Source organism: Niallia oryzisoli (assembly GCF_036670025.1).
In the GTDB taxonomy this organism is placed as follows: domain Bacteria; phylum Bacillota; class Bacilli; order Bacillales; family Cytobacillaceae; genus Bacillus_BD; species Bacillus_BD oryzisoli.
The window spans coordinates 3,801,680-3,819,210 of the sequence record NZ_CP137640.1 but is presented as its reverse complement, the minus strand read 5'-3'; the positions used below and the strand labels follow the sequence as shown (position 1 = coordinate 3,819,210).

Annotated in this window: 19 protein-coding genes and 1 pseudogene; 12 read left to right on the top strand and 8 right to left on the bottom strand. The window is 36.6% G+C overall.

Going from position 1 to position 17,531, the window contains the following annotated elements; genetic code table 11:
• Nucleotides 1-453: 453 nt before the first annotated feature.
• Nucleotides 454-1,314: a class A beta-lactamase gene (bla, locus tag R4Z09_RS19195; protein ID WP_422392309.1), complete on the top strand. Its 861-nt coding sequence runs from the start codon at nt 454-456 to the stop codon at nt 1,312-1,314.
• Between the two features lie 129 nt (nt 1,315-1,443).
• Here the strand turns inward: bla and R4Z09_RS19190 are convergent, their stop codons facing one another.
• Nucleotides 1,444-1,938 carry a CBO0543 family protein gene (locus R4Z09_RS19190; protein WP_338448355.1) on the bottom strand — a complete coding sequence of 165 codons (495 nt, stop codon included), beginning with the start codon at nt 1,936-1,938 and terminating at the stop codon, nt 1,444-1,446.
• Nucleotides 1,939-2,230: 292 nt separating this feature from the next.
• On the opposite strand from R4Z09_RS19190, the gene nagZ reads away from it, so the two are divergent.
• The 4 genes and pseudogenes from nagZ to R4Z09_RS19170 all read left to right on the top strand — a co-directional run.
• A complete protein-coding gene (gene nagZ / locus R4Z09_RS19185) occupies nt 2,231-3,514 on the top strand; it encodes a beta-N-acetylhexosaminidase (RefSeq protein WP_338448354.1) in 1,284 nt (427 codons plus the stop codon).
• 95 nt (nt 3,515-3,609) lie between these two features.
• Nucleotides 3,610-4,479, top strand: a complete 870-nt coding sequence (locus R4Z09_RS19180) for a hypothetical protein (RefSeq protein ID WP_338448353.1) — start codon at nt 3,610-3,612, stop codon at nt 4,477-4,479.
• 216 nt (nt 4,480-4,695) lie between these two features.
• Complete coding sequence (locus R4Z09_RS19175) at nt 4,696-5,010, top strand: PadR family transcriptional regulator (RefSeq protein WP_338448352.1); 315 nt, start codon at nt 4,696-4,698, stop codon at nt 5,008-5,010.
• Between the two features lie 15 nt (nt 5,011-5,025).
• Nucleotides 5,026-5,196, top strand: a pseudogene (locus R4Z09_RS19170) (DUF2812 domain-containing protein); the annotation flags it as partial.
• Here the strand turns inward: R4Z09_RS19170 and R4Z09_RS19165 are convergent.
• Nucleotides 5,116-5,418, bottom strand: coding sequence for a hypothetical protein (locus R4Z09_RS19165; RefSeq protein WP_338448351.1), 303 nt, complete (start codon nt 5,416-5,418; stop codon nt 5,116-5,118). The pseudogene R4Z09_RS19170 and the gene R4Z09_RS19165 overlap by 81 nt on opposite strands.
• Before the next feature lie 631 nt (nt 5,419-6,049).
• On the opposite strand from R4Z09_RS19165, the gene fabG reads away from it, so the two are divergent.
• The 4 genes from fabG to R4Z09_RS19145 all read left to right on the top strand — a co-directional run bounded on the left by fabG (nt 6,050) and on the right by R4Z09_RS19145 (nt 10,275).
• On the top strand, nt 6,050-6,796 hold the full coding sequence (gene fabG / locus R4Z09_RS19160; protein ID WP_338448350.1) for a 3-oxoacyl-[acyl-carrier-protein] reductase: 747 nt from the start codon (nt 6,050-6,052) through the stop codon (nt 6,794-6,796).
• A gap of 312 nt (nt 6,797-7,108) precedes the next feature.
• Nucleotides 7,109-8,701 (top strand): acyl CoA:acetate/3-ketoacid CoA transferase, encoded by a 1,593-nt coding sequence (locus tag R4Z09_RS19155; RefSeq protein ID WP_338448349.1) that lies wholly within the window; start codon nt 7,109-7,111, stop codon nt 8,699-8,701.
• A 47-nt stretch (nt 8,702-8,748) separates the two neighbouring features.
• Entirely contained in the window at nt 8,749-8,880 is a 132-nt protein-coding gene (locus R4Z09_RS19150) for an FbpB family small basic protein (RefSeq protein WP_338448348.1), read from the top strand.
• 87 nt (nt 8,881-8,967) lie between these two features.
• Entirely contained in the window at nt 8,968-10,275 is a 1,308-nt protein-coding gene (locus R4Z09_RS19145) for an MFS transporter (protein ID WP_338448347.1), read from the top strand.
• Between the two features lie 75 nt (nt 10,276-10,350).
• On the opposite strand, the gene R4Z09_RS19140 is transcribed toward R4Z09_RS19145, so the two are convergent.
• The 6 genes from R4Z09_RS19140 to R4Z09_RS19115 form a co-directional block, all read right to left on the bottom strand.
• On the bottom strand, nt 10,351-11,268 hold the full coding sequence (locus R4Z09_RS19140; protein WP_338448346.1) for a LysR family transcriptional regulator: 918 nt from the start codon (nt 11,266-11,268) through the stop codon (nt 10,351-10,353).
• 251 nt (nt 11,269-11,519) lie between these two features.
• A complete protein-coding gene (locus R4Z09_RS19135; RefSeq protein WP_338448345.1) occupies nt 11,520-12,716 on the bottom strand; it encodes an amidohydrolase in 1,197 nt (398 codons plus the stop codon).
• A gap of 11 nt (nt 12,717-12,727) precedes the next feature.
• Entirely contained in the window at nt 12,728-13,450 is a 723-nt protein-coding gene (locus R4Z09_RS19130) for an amino acid ABC transporter ATP-binding protein (RefSeq protein WP_338448344.1), read from the bottom strand.
• Nucleotides 13,447-14,109, bottom strand: coding sequence for an amino acid ABC transporter permease (locus R4Z09_RS19125; RefSeq protein ID WP_338448343.1), 663 nt, complete (start codon nt 14,107-14,109; stop codon nt 13,447-13,449). Before R4Z09_RS19125 ends, R4Z09_RS19130 begins: the two co-directional genes overlap by 4 nt.
• Nucleotides 14,110-14,172: 63 nt before the next feature.
• A complete protein-coding gene (locus tag R4Z09_RS19120; protein WP_338448342.1) occupies nt 14,173-15,003 on the bottom strand; it encodes an ABC transporter substrate-binding protein in 831 nt (276 codons plus the stop codon).
• A gap of 180 nt (nt 15,004-15,183) precedes the next feature.
• The gene (locus R4Z09_RS19115; RefSeq protein WP_338448341.1) at nt 15,184-15,501 is read right to left on the bottom strand and encodes a hypothetical protein; all 318 of its coding nucleotides are present in this window, start codon (nt 15,499-15,501) and stop codon (nt 15,184-15,186) included.
• Between the two features lie 227 nt (nt 15,502-15,728).
• On the opposite strand from R4Z09_RS19115, the gene R4Z09_RS19110 reads away from it, so the two are divergent.
• From R4Z09_RS19110 to R4Z09_RS19100, 3 genes are all read left to right on the top strand, one after another.
• Nucleotides 15,729-16,178 carry a hypothetical protein gene (locus tag R4Z09_RS19110; RefSeq protein WP_338448340.1) on the top strand — a complete coding sequence of 150 codons (450 nt, stop codon included), beginning with the start codon at nt 15,729-15,731 and terminating at the stop codon, nt 16,176-16,178.
• A gap of 373 nt (nt 16,179-16,551) precedes the next feature.
• Nucleotides 16,552-16,980 (top strand): hypothetical protein, encoded by a 429-nt coding sequence (locus R4Z09_RS19105; protein ID WP_338448339.1) that lies wholly within the window; start codon nt 16,552-16,554, stop codon nt 16,978-16,980.
• Between the two features lie 280 nt (nt 16,981-17,260).
• Entirely contained in the window at nt 17,261-17,404 is a 144-nt protein-coding gene (locus tag R4Z09_RS19100; protein ID WP_338448338.1) for a hypothetical protein, read from the top strand.
• The last annotated feature ends 127 nt before the right edge of the window (nt 17,405-17,531 follow it).

Sequence of the window (17,531 nt, the reverse complement as noted above, 5' to 3'; positions counted from 1 at the left end):
TATAACATTTAATTTTAACACTTCATTATCAGTATATCAATCTATCAATTTTTAGTAAAAAGGGTGGAACTAATAGCCTTAGAGCATGATGAACTTTTCTGAAAGGAAGAGCGATCAATTTTTTTAGTATAAAAGGATTGACATTTCATTGACTACAGTTGTAATATTGGACTACAGTTGTAGTCGATAAATAATGAGAAGGAGGTTAAGATTGGCTATTAATGGCTACATCTATGATTTTGAATGAGTGCTATAAGTAAATGTACAGCAGACAGCCAACAAATGAATGATTTCATTTGGCAATCATTGAAGACAAGTACATACTTCATCAGTGCTTGGCAAAAGAAGCCAATTATATATTAGAAAGATAAAAACTAGAAAGAGGTTATCAATTTGATAAAAACATATAAACACAAATTCCGCATTGCACTACTTATTCTGTTAGTCGCAGTTATGACACTCACTGCTTGCGTGGAAAAAGACCGTTCGACTAATGCTCCGTCTAAAGAGGAGAATGAAGTGGAACAAAGAGTAAATACAGATGAAAAGTTTGCCCAACTCGAGAAAGAGTTTGACGCTTCGATTGGTGTATATGCAATTGATACAGGCACGAATCAGACGATCGAATATCGACCAGAAGAACGTTTCGCTTTTGCATCTACTTACAAGGCTTTAGCCGCAGCCATCTTGCTGCAACAGAATTCTTTGGACGAGCTTAGGAATGTGGTTACCTACACCGAGGATGATTTAGTTCCCTATTCTCCGATTACAGAGAAACACGTGGATACCGGGATGACCCTTTTGGAATTAAGTGAGGCGGCTGCCAGGTCCAGTGACAACACCGCGGGAAACCTCCTATTTGAGGCATTGGGCGGTCCTGAAGGATTTGAACAAGCCTTAAGTCAAATAGGTGATAACGTTACCCAGGCGGATCGCTTTGAACCAGATTTAAATGCATTCACCCCGGGAGATACTCGAGACACCAGCACACCGAAAACTCTTGCCACCAATCTTCAGGCTTTCGCACTCAAAGATATACTTTCCGAAGACAAACGTGAATTGTTTATCGATTGGTTAAAAGGCAATGCTACAGGAGATGCACTCATTCGTGCAGGCGCACCTGAAGGATGGGTAGTCGGTGATAAGAGTGGTGCTGGAAGTTACGGAACGAGAAATGACATCGCTGTTGTTTGGCCGCCAAAAAGAGAACCAATCGTTATTGCGATTATGTCCCGCCATGATACGGCCGATGCCAAATATGACGATGAGCTGATAGCAAAGGCTGCCAAGGTTACTCTAAACGGTCTAAAGTAAAGATTGGAAATTTTGGACAATTTAGATCCTAGGAGTCCTTAACAAAACCAGCTAATAGTTTGTCAACATTTTTCAATGCAACTTGAAATTTTAAAAATTCACTGATATGGCGGTGATGTCGGTGGATTTTTAAAAATTTTCTGGTATGGGGGTTTTATCACATTTCCTTACTAAAGCTATAATCAAGCGTGAAATTAAAAAAGTAATGGTCATTGTCCAAAAACTAGTAAACGAGTTCCATCCCTTTTTAAAATTGATTAAGTTTGTTTTCTTTTCTAAAAAGTATTCGGTTATAGCCATTGGAATGCTAAAATATAAAGCCTTAATAAGAATACCCACAATATTGGAGCTTTTAGTGATTTGGTGATAGTAAACACACGCTATTGGATAAAGTAAATAATCAAATCCAAAGCTTATACTAACAGATTTCAAAAGGGTAACAGGATATTTGATGTACCCCTTTTTTACAACTAATGTATCTAAAATCGAAGAAAGACAACCCTTTAATACAAATATGAAAAACCAATCTTTTACTGGTGGTTTTCGAATTAAATTTATAATGGTAATGATACCCAAAATTAACAAAACCCTTAATATATTCATTTCTAAAGATTGATTTTTCATAATAATACCTCTATGGATGAGTATTCCCTTCTCTATATATGCTTTATTAAAATTATTATTTTAATAAAATGGAGATCTGAAGAAAAATATTGAAGGCAGGAAAAATTGTGAAATATTATACTTCAACAAACGGGCGTTTAATCTCCATAAAAAATGATATTAAACGCTCTTTTTTTCATGTAAGGAACATTTCGCCTAGGAATATTGCTGGAACTGATTGGCTTTATGACAAATAAACGGTAAAATAAAAACTTAAATCGCACCATAAAAATGGTAGAAAGGGGAATGAAAAATGGAAAAACAAAGGAATCCCCGGAATAAGCTACTTATTTTTACGATTCCACTTTTAATATTAGCCTTGATCATTGGCGTTTATGCAATCAAAGAAAACGGCAGCGAGAAGACGCCAGTTAAAGACCCATCCGGTAAAAAAACATTAGATTCGAAGAATGATCAGAATTCACCAAATCAACAAGAAAATCAAATCATTTTAGAAGAAATTTCTAACATGAGTGTAGAAGATAAAATTGGGCAGATGATTCTTGCTGGGATTGCTGGGACCACGATGGATGAAAACGCAAAAAATTTAATAAGCCAATTCCATGTCGGAGGAATTATTTTTTACGCAAATAATTTCGAAACCCCTGAACAAACCGTTCAACTTGTAAATCAACTGAAGGCTGGAAATACTTCGAATCTACCGCTTTTTTTAAGTGTTGACCAAGAGGGGGGACGTGTGACCAGATTGCCAGGAGGTCTTGCTAACTTTCCCCCAAATAGTCAGATTGGACAGGTTAATAATCCTGAGTTTTCTTATAAAGTCGGAACACTTTTAGGCCGTGAATTAAAAGAATTTGGTTTAAATCTCGATTTTGCACCTGTTCTTGATATTAACAGCAATCCAAATAACCCTGTGATCGGGGATCGATCATTTGGGAAAAATTCGGAAATAGTAAGTAACCTTGGGATTCAAACGATGAAAGGAATTCAGTCGCAAAACGTCATCCCTACCATTAAGCATTTTCCTGGACATGGAGATACATCGGTTGATTCCCATCTGGAACTTCCAATTGTAAATAAAAGCCTTAAGGAACTTCAAGAACTAGAGTTAATTCCGTTTGAACGTGCAATTGATCAGGGAGCAGATGTCGTGATGGTCGCCCATATCTTATTGCCTGAATTGGATCAAACCAATCCATCGTCCATGTCAAAAGCTGTCATGACGGATCTTCTTAGAAACCAACTTCGTTTCAATGGAGTAATCATAACGGACGATATGACAATGGGTGCAATTACAGAACATTTTGATATTGGCCAAGCAGCGGTAGAATCAGTGAAGGCAGGAAGTGATATTATTTTAGTAGGCCATGATTATAATAATGTGGTAAAAATTATCTCTTCGTTAAAAAATGCTGTTCAAAATGGGGAAATTTCCGAACAAAGATTAAATGAAAGTATAGAAAGAATTATTCAACTAAAAAGGAAATATAGCATTAACGATACGACAGTAGAAAATCCTAACATAAATGAAATAAATGACTCAATCAATAGTCTTCTGAATAATTATTTACCTTAATTATTTGCATAGGTTTGTGGGTTAATAGGATGACTTCTTTTACAATCGGGTTTGTTTGCGGAAGACTGATCTTATGAAGATTAAGTGGTTAAACTATGTCAAGTTTGGTACGTTTCAGTGGCGGTGCTCAACATCCTTTACAAGGAGCATTGGGTGGGTGGTTGAAAACACTCGGCATTCATGAGTTGGAAGCAACAGAACAAATGCGATTTACTAAAAGAGATTTGGACATGGTCTTTTTGGAACTGTTGTATGCAAAAAAGTACAAATACATCAGTAATGAGGATCAAGACTTATTTTTTATTTCTTGTCTCTATCTAAAATGTTTAAGTATGCATTTTCAAAAAGCAAAAAGGCTGTACTTGGACCAATCGAAACAAGATTATTATGTAGAAATGAAAGCGAAAGAAGCAAGAATAATCGAGCAGGAAGCTCATCTTTTACGAAAACAGCAGGAGTGGCAGCTTACATTTAAAAGACAACAAGGAGAAATAGAAGGATTACAAAGCGAACTTCGTGAAGCGTATGCCAAAATTCGTAAACTAGAACAGCAAATGGAGAATATGGAGGAGCACACAAGAGAGGTACACGCTCTTCGAAACTATGTCCATTCGAAACATTTGGAGGAAACGAAAACGGATCATTCTCTCTCTTTTAAAACCATGATTGATTTTATCCAATCAAAGAGAGTCGTTTTATTTGGCGGACCTCTAAATTGGAGACAAAAATTAAAAGAGCACCTGCCAAGCGTGGAATTTATTGATGTGAATGAGAAAAATCGGGATATTTCAAAGATAAAACGAGTTGACGCTGTTTTTATCAATATAAGTGTATTTGCCCATTCTTTTTATGAAAAAATTATGAAGGAATTAAGTAATAGTGATACATCACTATTCTATTTGAATGGACAATCAAATATTGAGAAAACTGTTTTAGAAATTTATAAATCATTGATTAAAGAATAGTAAGGGACGATTCTGCCGTTACATCATTGGAGAATAAACCCATGAATAAACGGCAGAATCGTTCCGATATCAGCGTGGTCCTTTTTAAGGATTACGCCTTTTTTTATGGCTTAAGAACATTTACTTTTGACAATATTCAGTTCAACTGTATATAAAAAAACTATACAGTTGAACTATATAGTTAGTCTATATAATGATCGTAAATCGGAGAGACGTATGAATCGAGATAAAAATTTACCATTAACAGAAACCACTTATTATATTCTTTTATCATTATTAGAAGCTGCCCATGGATACCTTATTATGCAAAAGGTGGAGGAATTAAGTAACCAACAGGTAAAGATAGCCGCCGGTACCCTGTATGGAGCGATTGAGAATTTACTTAAGCAGCAATTAATACAATCTGTGAAAAGTGAAGATAAGCGGCGGAAAACATATGTCATTACAGAAAAAGGCAAAGGGGTCCTACAGTTAGACTTTGCTAGAATGCAGCATATGATCAGCATTACGAAAGATCTATTAAACTCATAAGGTGAGGGGATGTAGATGAGAAAATTTAAATACTTTATTGACTTTGATAAAGAGGAAAAATGGTTAAACGAAATGGCTAAACAGGGCTATCAGTTAAAGGACAAATCATTTGGTTACAAATTTCGTCGAGCGGAACCTGAGGATACGACAATAAGAGTGGATTATCTCCACCGTTTTTCCACCAGAGATTAAAAAATTAAGAGCCTGAACACAGATAATGGAATAAATGGCTAAGCTAAGCGTCAGTGTATCAAACACATTCCATCTTAAATATATTTTCGTTTTCTTATAATTGATTTTACCATTTTCACGGATAACATGTTTGCGATCCATTGGAATTGCAATCGCTAAAATAAAAATCATCAAAACCCCCGCAACAATCAAAGAAACAATCCAACCTGTATCCATCTCTAAACAACTCCCATCTTCCTACTTTGCTAACTATACAAACGAGAAGGGGAAAAGGTTCATTATAAAAGTAAGCAGTAGAACCGTCTCCGTGCTTCACTGTAGTAATTGAAAAGCAGACTGAACCATCCATTTGACGCCGATTTTAATGGCTTCTTCATCCACCATAAATTGCGGGTGGTGAAGGCCGTGGACGATTCCTTTTTCTTCATTTCTTGAACCCAGCCAGACAAAACTTCCTGGTATCACTTTCTGATAGTGGGAAAAGTATTCTACTCATATGCTTGGTTCAATTAATTCAATAATAAGATAGTAATAAAAACTATTCCTATATTGTTATACCTTTTCAATTGAATAGAAAAACAGAGGTAAGTTCGAATTTTACTATTTAATGAAAAGTATAAGTTTAATGGTGGAAAATGTGTTAAGACTCAATTTATTTATAACAAATTGATTATAGTTTTGATGCTGAAAAAGGTATTTTTAAAAAGTTTGGAATTTTGAGATTATTATTATGTAATCTACTTTAGTAGTTCAGTCGATAATATCTATAAAAGTAGATCTAACAATCTATAAAATGAAAATGAAAACGATCACAAAATCTTAAGAAGTGTATAGAGGTGGTGTTAAGATGTTAGAAAATCAAGTAGCGATTATAACTGGGTCAAGTCAAGGAATTGGTGCTGAAATGGCAAAATATTTTGCAAGACTAGGTGCTTCAGTAGTTATCAATTATCCATTCGAATCTGAAAAGGAAAGGGCAAGAGAGATTGTTCAAGGAATTGCTTCAGAAGGTGGAAAAGTAATTGCCCTTAAAGCAAATGTAACGAATGAAGACGAAGTATCTAAACTAGTTGAAAATACAGTAAAAGAATTTGGCAGAATTGATATTCTAGTGAATAATGCGGGGATTACAAGAGACTCAACCATGAAAAAAATGACCGTTGAAGATTTTAAATTCGTACTTGATACAAATTTAGTCGGATCATTTATTACTTCTAAAGCAGTCTTACAAGTGATGGCTGATCAAGGATATGGGAGAATTGTCAATATTTCGTCCATTTCAGGGCTGCAAGGTAATTTTGGTCAAGCAAACTATGCTTCGTCAAAAGCTGGTATCGTTGGTTTAACAAAAACAATGGCGATCGAATACGCGAAAAAAGGGATAACTGTCAATGCAGTTGCGCCTGGGTTTGTTAGAACACCCATGACAGATAAAATTCCAGAAGAGATTAAAAGTAGTATGATTGCTCAAATTCCAGTCAATCGAATCGGTGAACCAGAAGATATTGCAGCTGCTACAGCTTTTTTAGCTTCCACACAAGCTGGGTATATCACAGGTCAAATCTTATCTGTTAACGGTGGAGTGTTAATGTAATTTAGTATTCAAAAAGTCTTCTTAGGTTAATAGAGAGAGTGCTCAAAATGAGTAAAGCAGTTATTACAAGCGGAGCTAGAACGGCAGTAGGAGTCTCTCTTGGCGGATTAAACACAGTCCCCTTTAGAAGAATTAGCAGCAACTGCCATTAAAGGTGCTAGAAAGATCTAATAATCTGGATCCAGCCTCAGTTAATTAAAAATCCAAATGCTAGAATATCAGATTGCTTGTTCCTGCTGTAACGAATGAGCAAGACACCTTTGTGATAAAATTTTTGAATATTCAAAAAACAAAGTAAAGGAAATGACAAACATGAGTAAAATTATTTCAGCAGAAGAAGCAGCGAAATTAATAAAAGATAATGACTTCGTAGCGACTACAGGTACTTCAGGATTAGCCGGTTTACCTGAAGAATTGCTTGTCAGCATTGGAGCAAGATATGAAAAAAAGCAAAGTCCGAAAAATATCACTTTTATGAATGGCTCTGGAATTGGAATAAACACAGAAGGAAGAGGAATGGATCACATTGCGTACGAAGGCTTGGTCAAGCGTGTCATCTCTGGTCATGCCGGTTTCTCTCACCGTATGTCAAGATTAATCACGGAAGATAAAATTGAAGGATACTTTTTTCCGCAAGGAGTGATTACTCAGCTTTGGCGTTCCATCGCAGGTAAAAAGCCTGGAGTCATCACGAAGGTTGGTTTGAATACGCTGATGGATCCGAGAATACAGGGCGGCAAAATTAACTCGGTAACAAAGGAAGATTTGATCAGTGTGGTGGAATTAAATGGGGAAGAATGGCTTCACTATCATAATCTCCCTGTTAACGTTGCGATTATTCGCGGAACGACAGCAGACGTAAATGGAAATATTACAACGGAACATGAAGTGGCAAATTTTGAAATCCTATCACTGGCGACGGCTGTTAAAAATAATGGCGGGATTGTCATTGCACAGGTTGAAAAAATTGCCGAGGCAGGGTCCCTTAATCCAAAACAGGTTCGCGTACCTGGTGTCATGGTTGACTATGTAGTTGTATCACAAAATCCGGAATATCACTATCAAACAATGGCTAGAGCCTATGATCCAGTCCTTTCCGGAGAGCTAAGAGTACCGCTTCAATCCATCAAACCGGTGAAGCTGGATGCGAAAAAAGTCATTTCAAGACGTGCGGCCATGGAACTATCTCCAAAATCGATTGTGAACTTAGGGGTTGGCATGCCGTCAATCGTTTCTGCTGTTGCGACAGAAGAAGGCGTTGCTGATGAAATGACATTAACGATCGAGTTTGGTCTTTTCGGGGGCTCACCTGCCCCAGGTATGGATTTTGGCGCTTCTTATAATCCCGATGCCATTATTAATCATGATCACATGTTTGATTTTTATGATGGCGGCGGACTTGATGTTTCATTTTTAGGACTAGCACAGCTAGATCAGCACGGGAACGTCAATGTCAGCAAATTCGGTCCAAGACTCATGGGACCGGGAGGGTTTATTAATATTAGTCAATCTTCCAAAAAAGTTGTGTTCATGGGTACGTTTGCTGTCGGATCAAAAGAAAGATTTGAAAACGGTCAAATCATTATCGAAGACCATGGCAAAGGGAAAAAAATCATTGATCATGTAGAGCAGATTACATTTAGCGGTGAATATGCATCGAAAGCAGGCACTCCGGTTTTATATATCACAGAAAGAGGCGTCTTTGATGTTGTAGACGGAAAACTAAGATTAATTGAAATTGCTCCAGGGGTGGACTTGGAACAAGATATTATTGCAAGGATGGATTTCAGACCGTTAATTGCTAAAAACTTGAAGATGATGGATCCAGCCATTTTTCAGGAACAATGGGGAAATCTTAAAGACATAATTGAGGAAAAGAAAAACTTTACTCTTGCGTATAACTAAATTCTTTAGTAAATAAAAATGGCGAATAAAAGGGGGCTAAACAAAAAATGAATAAACGTAAAAAGCGTTCCTTGGAGGAACTGTTTAATGAAAATAAGCTTCAATTATTACAGGATCAATCTGCCATTGAGAAAATTGAAGCAAAATTAGAAAACAAATATATATGTAAAGCAAAATAACAGGTAAAAATTTTATGTTAAAAATTCATAATAATCACAAGTTTTTAAAATCAAAAAACTTATAAAATAAAGTGGGGGATTAGCAATATGCAGGATCAGTTGGTTTCTTTAGAAAAGAGAACGATTACAAAAATTATGAAACGTATTTTGCCCTTTGTATTACTATTATACATTATTGCCTTTTTAGACCGGGTCAATATGGGTTATGCAGCACTTGAAATGAATGCTGAACTTGCTTTGTCGGCTGAAGTTTTTGGGCTTCTTTCTGGTATATTCTTTGTGGGGTACTTCTTTTTTGAAGTTCCTAGTAACATATTGATGGAACGTTTTGGTGCAAGAATCTGGATTGCTAGAATCATGGTTACTTGGGGATTAGTTATTGGATTAACTGGTTTTGTTCAATCAGCGACTCACCTGTATATCGTACGTTTCTTACTTGGTGTGGCAGAAGCAGGCTTTTTCCCTGGGATTATTCTTTACCTTACCTACTGGTTTAGAGCAAAAGAAAGAGGACGTGCTTATTCCTTGTTCCTTATTTCTATGCCACTTGCAGGATTGGTTGGAGCTCCATTTTCAACATGGATTATGGACAATATTAGCTGGTTTTCTTTATCAGGCTGGAGATGGATGTTCATTATTGCAGGTATTTTAACGATTGTACTAGGAATCGTATGTCTCTTTTATTTAACGGATCGTCCAAGAGCCGCTAAGTGGCTTACAAGTGAGGAGCGAGATTGGATTGAAAAAGAATTAGAGAATGAAAAAATGAAGCAAACAGGAGTAAAAACATCTAAGCTGGCTGCATTTAAAAAGGCTAAAACATGGATCTTTGCTTTTACTTACTTTGGCGTTTATACAGGAGTTTATGCATTATCGTTTTGGCTTCCAACAATTATTGCTAGTTTTTCAGGACAATTATCGAATACGACAATTGGATTCATTGCGATGATTCCTTCACTTGCCGCTATACCTTCTATGGTGATTTGGGGAAGATTTTCAGATAAAAAACTAGACAAGGGAATGTATGTCATTCTTCCAATGATTTTGGCCGCTGTAGGTTTTGCCGGTACAGGATTGATAAATAGTCCTGTGGCAGCTATTGTCCTTATTACATTGGCATCGATGGGATTATATAGTTTTACTGGTCCATTTTTTGCGATGTTGTCCTTCGGATTTAATGAAAAAGAAGCAGCTGTCGGAATTGCTGCTGTAAATACGCTTGCGAGTCTCGGAGGATTTTTCGGACCAACCATTTTAGGATATTTTGATTTATCCGGAGGAATGATTTTTATAGGAGTTCTTTTAATTATTGCTTTTCTACCACTTTTAATGATGAAGAGAAACAAAGTTCAACAAAGCATTCAAGTAGATTCATCTTTAGAAAAAGTTAATTAATAATAAAAAGTAACGAAGGAAAATGAACAAAAGCACCACAAATGATTTGTGGTGCTTTGCCATTCCTATTGCCAATTAACTGTGTATTTTATAATTATCTTTTGCCATCTTGAGAAAAGCTAGTGCTGGAACTGATAAAACTTCGCCTTTTTTATAAGCAACAACCAAATTATATTTAGCAGGTGGGTTACCTATTGTATAAATATTTGATTTAGAGAGTAGGTTGTTCTTTAGGATTACCTCTGGTACCAGGGTTAGACCGATACCATAATTCGCTAATCTATAAGCATTTTCAATATTTGTTGTTTCCAAGATGATATCAGGTTTCAAGGAATAGTCATAAAAGATTTGGTCTGTAATTCTTCTTAAACCAAGTCCTTGTTTAAGTAAAATAAATTTTTCTCCCGATAAACTATGGATATCCATAGGGAAATTTACTTTGTTGGTATCTAAATCTGGACGATAATATTTATGTCCTTCAGGAATCACAAGGAATATTTTTTCCTCAAATAAACTCTCATACATGATTTCTGGATTAAAAATAGGAAGCAAATTTAAGCAAATATCAATTTTACGTTGAAGTAATAATTGTTCTATGACAATAGAGGTTTCTTCAATTAACTCGATCTCCACACCAGGGTATGTCTTTATAAATTGAGGTAATAAATTATATAGTGTATGAGATCCTAATATAGGATTAATTCCAAGTTTAAGACGACCTTTCTTCATATTGGTAATGGCTTCTATTTCGTTTTTCATATTTTGATATGTTTTTTCGATTTCATTCATATAAGCTAAATATCGTTCACCTGCATAAGTAAGGCTGATGGGAGTCACATTTCTATTAATTAATTCAACCCCCAGGTCATCCTCTAACTTCTTTACGAATTTACTTAGATAAGGCTGGGATATGAATAAAGCTCTGGCTGCATTAGAAAAGTTTCCATGTTCAGCAACCGCTTTCAGATATTCACTTGATAAATCTTTTGTCATACGATCATCCTTATACCATTTTTTCATTTTGTATATTATCACATTTTGATTCTACTATATTAATAGGGGAAATCATATCGGTATAACATTAACTTTTATCTCAAATGAAAATACCAGTCGACATCCAGCAATTGGGTGGTGACTGGTATTTTCGATTTCTCGGAGAGAAGAAGGGACAGGATTGAACCGAATTCAAAGAATTTGAAAAGAGGCTGCTTGGGAAAATGAACCGTCAAGCTGTCTCCTTCACCTTATTCTTTCAGTAACTGAAAGGCAGATTGGACCATCCATTTGACGCCGATTTTCATGGCTTCTTCGTCCACCATAAATTGCGGGTGGTGGAGGCCGTGGATGATTCCTTTTTCTTCATTTCTTGAGCCCAGCCAGACAAAACTTCCTGGTATCACTTTCTGATAGTGGGAAAAATCTTCGCCTCCCATGCTAGGTTCAGACACAAGTGTCTTTTCTTCGCCGACAACCGATACTGCTGCGGAACGTACGACTTTTGTAATTTTGGCATCATTGACAACGGCAGGAATTAAAAATTGGTAATCGATTTCCACTTCTCCGCCAAGTGCAGTTACTGTATTGGTGACGACCTTTTTAAAAGTCTCATAGACATTTTGTCTTACTTCCTCATTTGAAGTTCGAACGGTACCCTTTAGAATTGCCTTATCTGGAATCACATTATTCGTGGCACCTGCTTGAAAGGCACCAATGCTGATAACCGCAGATTCTTTGGAAGGGACATTTCGACTGACAATCGTTTGGAGTTGGCTGACAACGGCACTGCCGATGACGATCGGGTCAATGGTTCTTTCAGGCTGTGCAGCATGTCCTCCTTTCCCTTTGATTGTAAGTGTAAAATCGTCGACACTTGCCATAAAAAATCCGTCTTTGATTCCGATCGTGCCCGTTGGAAGATCGGGAGAATTATGCAGACCGATGATGGATGAAACTCCATCTAATAGTCCAGCTGCAATCATCGATGTGGCCCCGCCTTCGGTTTCTTCGGCTGGCTGGAATAAAATCCGGACATTTCCCGGAAGGATCTCCCGTAATTCCTGCAGAACAATCGCAGCACCTAATGCAATCGTTGTGTGAACATCGTGGCCGCACATATGGCTGACACCGTCTATTTTCGAACGGAACGGAAGAGGGGATTCTTCTTGAATAGGAAGGGCATCAATATCCCCACGCAGTGCAATCGTTGGACCTTCTATATTGCCTGTAACTTCAGCGGCCGTTCCAGTTCTTACATTTGCTGATAGTTGGGGGACTCCAAATTCTTTTAACCATTCATTGATTCGTTTGGTTGTTTCAAATTCTTGGTTACTGAGTTCAGGATTCATGTGAAGATGTCTTCTTATTTCTACTAATCTAGGGAATAAACGATCAACTTTTTCCTCTACTAGAGCGGATAGCTCTTTGGTTGAAACTTGATTCATATTTGACACTCCTATTTCAAATGACCTAAAAATTCTTTTGTTCTTTCATGTGTTGGCCGTTCGAAAATTTCTTCCGGGGTTCCTTCTTCAACAATATAACCGCCATCCATAAAGATTACACGATCCGCTACTTCCTTGGCAAAGCCCATTTCATGGGTAACAACCACCATGGTCATTCCTTCTTTGGCTAACTGCTTCATAACGGATAGAACTTCACCGACTAATTCAGGGTCAAGGGCAGAGGTTGGTTCATCAAACAACATAATTTTTGGCTCCATGGCTAATGCTCTGGCAATGGCTACCCGTTGTTTTTGTCCGCCTGATAATCGGTTCGGATACTCATTTGCTTTTTCAGCTAGTCCTACTTTTTGTAGAAGCTCCATGCCTTTTGCTTTCGCCTGATCCTTTGTCATTTTCTTTAACAGAACAGGCGCTTCAATGACATTCCCCATCACTGTCATATGAGGGAAAAGGTTAAATTGCTGAAACACCATGCCGATTTCCTGGCGCAGTTGATTTAATGAGGCTTCCTTTGGTTCGATTACTTTTCCATTAATGGTAATAGTTCCGTTATTAGGGGTTTCTAAATAATTCATGCAGCGAAGAAAGGTACTTTTTCCAGAACCACTTGGACCGATGATAACCACAACTTCACCGGCTGCAACGTCTAAATCAATGCCTTTTAACACTTCGAGATCATTGAACGTTTTGACAACATTTTTGCATGAGATCATTCATATGCACCCACTTTCTTCTCAATTTTCTTCACGATGTAAGACATGATGGTTGTTAAAAATAGATAAATGATACCGACAAGTAAAAAGACTTCCATATAACGGTACGTACTGCTAATAATTTGTTGTCCGGTACGGAGTAAATCATACAAGGCAATGGTTGAAACAAGGGATGACTCTTTAATTAAAGCGATAAATTCATTTCCTAAAGGCGGCAGCATCCGGCGAAAGGCCTGCGGGATGATGATTCGTCTCATCGCTTGACTTGAACTTAACCCAAGTGAACGTGCCGCTTCTGTTTGTCCCCTATCAATCGACTCAATGGCACCGCGGGCAATTTCCGCAATATAGGCTGCCGCATTGATGGACAATGCAATACAGGCTGAAACAAACGGTGGCATCGTAAGGGCAGGGAAGACAGATGGAATGGCAAAATGGACGATAAATAAATGTAACAAAAGAGGGGTTCCGCGAATGACCCAAATATAAAATCTACTAATCTGGGAGAAAATAGGGTTCCTTGAAACTCGTCCAAGTCCGACCAAAATTCCTAGAATACTTCCACAGAGGACGGAGATGACTGCGATTTCTATTGTAATGAGTGCACCTTGTAAAAGATAGGGCAGGTAGGTGGCAGAAAACGATATGAATTCGTTCATTTCTTACGCTCCTTTTAAAATAAAACGGATAAACCGGTTGTCCGCTTTATCCGTTATGTTTTTTTATTTTTGTGTAATATCAGCTTCGAACCATTCTTGGCTGATCTCTTTTAAAGTTCCGTTGTCTTTAAGTGTTTGTACAGCTTTTTCTAATGCATCGCTAAGCTCAGGATCACTTTTGCGAACTGCAATGCCCATTGGCTGTACTTGGAATGATTCTCCTACCACTTCAAATGCACCAGGTTTTGTCGTCATATAATAACGTCCAACCATTTCTCCGATAACAGCAGCGTCAACACGGCCAAGACCCATATCATTAAAAACATCTGTATTGGTGTTATACTTTTTAATTTCTTTAATTCCTTCAATCGATTCAGCTGCTGTTTCACCAGTAGATGCCATTTGAACACCGACAACTTTTCCTTTTAAGTCTTCAACTGATTGGATATTTAAAGGATTTCCTGATGCCACTGCGATAATTTGCCCAGCACCGAAATATTTAACAAAGTCCACTTCTTTTTCTCTTTCCTCCGTTATATTCATAGAAGAAAGAACGATATCAAATCGTTTGGCATCCAAGCCTGGAAGGATTCCATCCCATGCAGATGGAACAAATTTTACTTTTACACCAAGCTCTTTCCCAAGTGCTTCAGCAAATTCAATATCATAACCAACTAATTCATTTTTATCATTACGATATTCCATTGGAGGGAATGTATCATCCACACCAATCGTAAGCACACCTTTTTCCTTTATTTGAGCAAGTGTATCCCCGCTCGTTTCACTATCATTCCCTGAGGCTTTTGAATTTTCCGGTAAATCTGGTTGTGTACCACAAGCTGCAACGATTACAACAAGTGCAGCAAATAAGAATGTTAGAATAATTTTTTTCATATTAATCTCCTTTAACAATTTATTACTTTATTTATTTAGCGGAATAAAGAATAATGATAAATTCATTCTATTAAAATAATAATTAAAGTGCAAGACCTTTTTGGAAGCAAAGGGACGGTTCTCTTGCTTCCTTTTATGGTAAGTATTTTCCATAAAAGGAAGCAGAACCGTCCCCATGCATCATTTGGCTGACATTTGTAACGTTCCGGTAGAAAATCCTATTTTCTTTAAAGCTTTGGGCACTGGTAAATCGCCGGGAGGGTTGTCGTTATAGTAAACATCCAACCTATCAATAAAATAATATTCTTCTACAATTACGGTATATCCAATGGCTTTTAACTTCTCCAATTCAGTTGCAACGATCCATTGTTTTTGGTTCATGTCCAGTTCATTCCAGTATTCCGCATAGGATTTCTCGTTTACTTCTGTTTTGTTACATGCAAATAACGTGGAAATTAAGAATAAAGTTAATAATGATAAAAAAAGTTTTCTAATCATGATTCTCCTCTTAAAAAAACATACTTTAAACCAACAACTAGTAAGAAAAACTCAAGTAACAGTCTTCAATTATATATCTTTCATGGTTCATCTTATTCTACTATAGCAGGGAAGCGAAGAAAAGTAAGGAAGTATTTGGCCTGCATGAAGATCATATGCAAATTTTTGAATAATCAAATAACTGTTTCCCCCTTTGTAAGAGTAAACATGTCTATGGGAGTTTTCTAATGGGAAAAAAAGATATGTTCGTAATAGCTGGTTTATTTCTGGCTCTTCTACTGCTTTGTCTCCTAACATTCACTCTAGAAGGCAAAGCGGCAACGAGTTCTAGTATCCGTTATGATGCCGGATACGAAACGGTCAAAGAAGAATCAGGAATGAAGATTCCTGATGTAAAGAAATTGCCGTTTGATGTACAGAAGAAAAGCTACGATTTGCATACTGTAAATTTTGAAGAGGAGAAAACGCACAAGATTGTGATTCGACACTTGAATGAACAAGAAAAACAGGAATTGAATATCATCCAATCTAAAACAGAGTATCATTTTCAAAATGAAGAGAAATATAAAACAATGTTCATAGAAAATGAGGTGAAATTGTCCAAGAATGTCGTTGGTTATTATGGAATAAAAGATGTGGGGGAAGGACTTCGTTTTGAGGTCAATGGAACGTCCTAAGGAGTATTTTACATCATTCAATTTCAAGACCCTTTAGGAGAAAAGGCAATGACTCACATTGCTAACGAGAATATTAAGCAGGTAACGATCGATTAAGAAAAGCTGCCTTTCACATTTTTTGGATGGTGCCCAATACTTTTTTGTAAGTTTCAATTAAGTTAATCTTAAGAGTGATTTAAAATTGGAAATGTATACTTATTTTGTAGATAAATAGTAAGATAAATGAAAAGGAATTAGCCACCATAAAGGAAGAAAACAAAAGCGTTTTTACATTTGAGAAAAAAATTAAAACACTTAAAGAGGAAGGTTGATAAAGGTGAGTCTTCCTAAAAAATCAAACAACCTGACGCTCCTATTTTTTGCAGGCTATTAATTGTTTATGTTTTCCATCATTGCAAGTGTAACATTCATTGATTTTCCTAAAATCAATGAATCCATTATTTCAGAAGAAGTGGATCCAACCTTTAAAGATGCATTAGAAATATATGAAAAACAACAAGAAGTGGAAAAACAGAATAAGAGAAAGTGGAAGGTTTCAAACGAATTTGTCATGATAGCTGTTACAATCGGAGCAGTTCTTGACATTATCATTGTCATCGTATGGGCAAGAACTCAAAATAGAAAATTAAAAGAATCAAAAGATATAAAAAAAAGAAAGTGGCTTTATTCTAAATTATTTTGGAATATCGTCGCATTAGGTGTAATCCAGCCAAAAGAAACTAAATTCGTCATTAATTGGTACAATGTGGTAGCCGTGTCAATCCTTATTCATCTATTTTTTTATTACTTATTAATGAAATAGCCGAAAACACTTGTGGTGACTACAATCATGAATGTTTTTCGGCTTCTGATATGGATTGAACCAATAAAGCCTCAAACCTTGTAGAAAGACCCTGTCGAAACATGAGGTACGGAAATCCTTGAGTACTGGAAACGTTTCCACTTATAATAAACACAGGGAAATGGCGCGCGTGGCCATCATGGTATTACGGCGAAGGTGGGGCTAGTACCATAATAAAATATTATTTTAAATTTATCAGGCTAAGAAATAAATTAGCGAAAGTCGTGGGAAGGAGGAGAAAATGAGAAAAAGTAAAGCTGTATTAAAACATTTTATTAAGGATGATCAATTTGACCTGAATCAATACCTGAAGTATCTAATGAAGCAAATGAACCCTCGCAGTCAGACTCAATTCAAAGAGTGTAAATCAAAGAAGATAAACTGAAGGGAAATATAATAATGAAAATTATCTCATAGCAAGGGACCTTGTGAATCTTTCGAGAATCAACGAGGTCCCTTTTTATTTGTTTTAGATTGAAGAAAGGACATTGACCTAAATTTGATTTATTGAA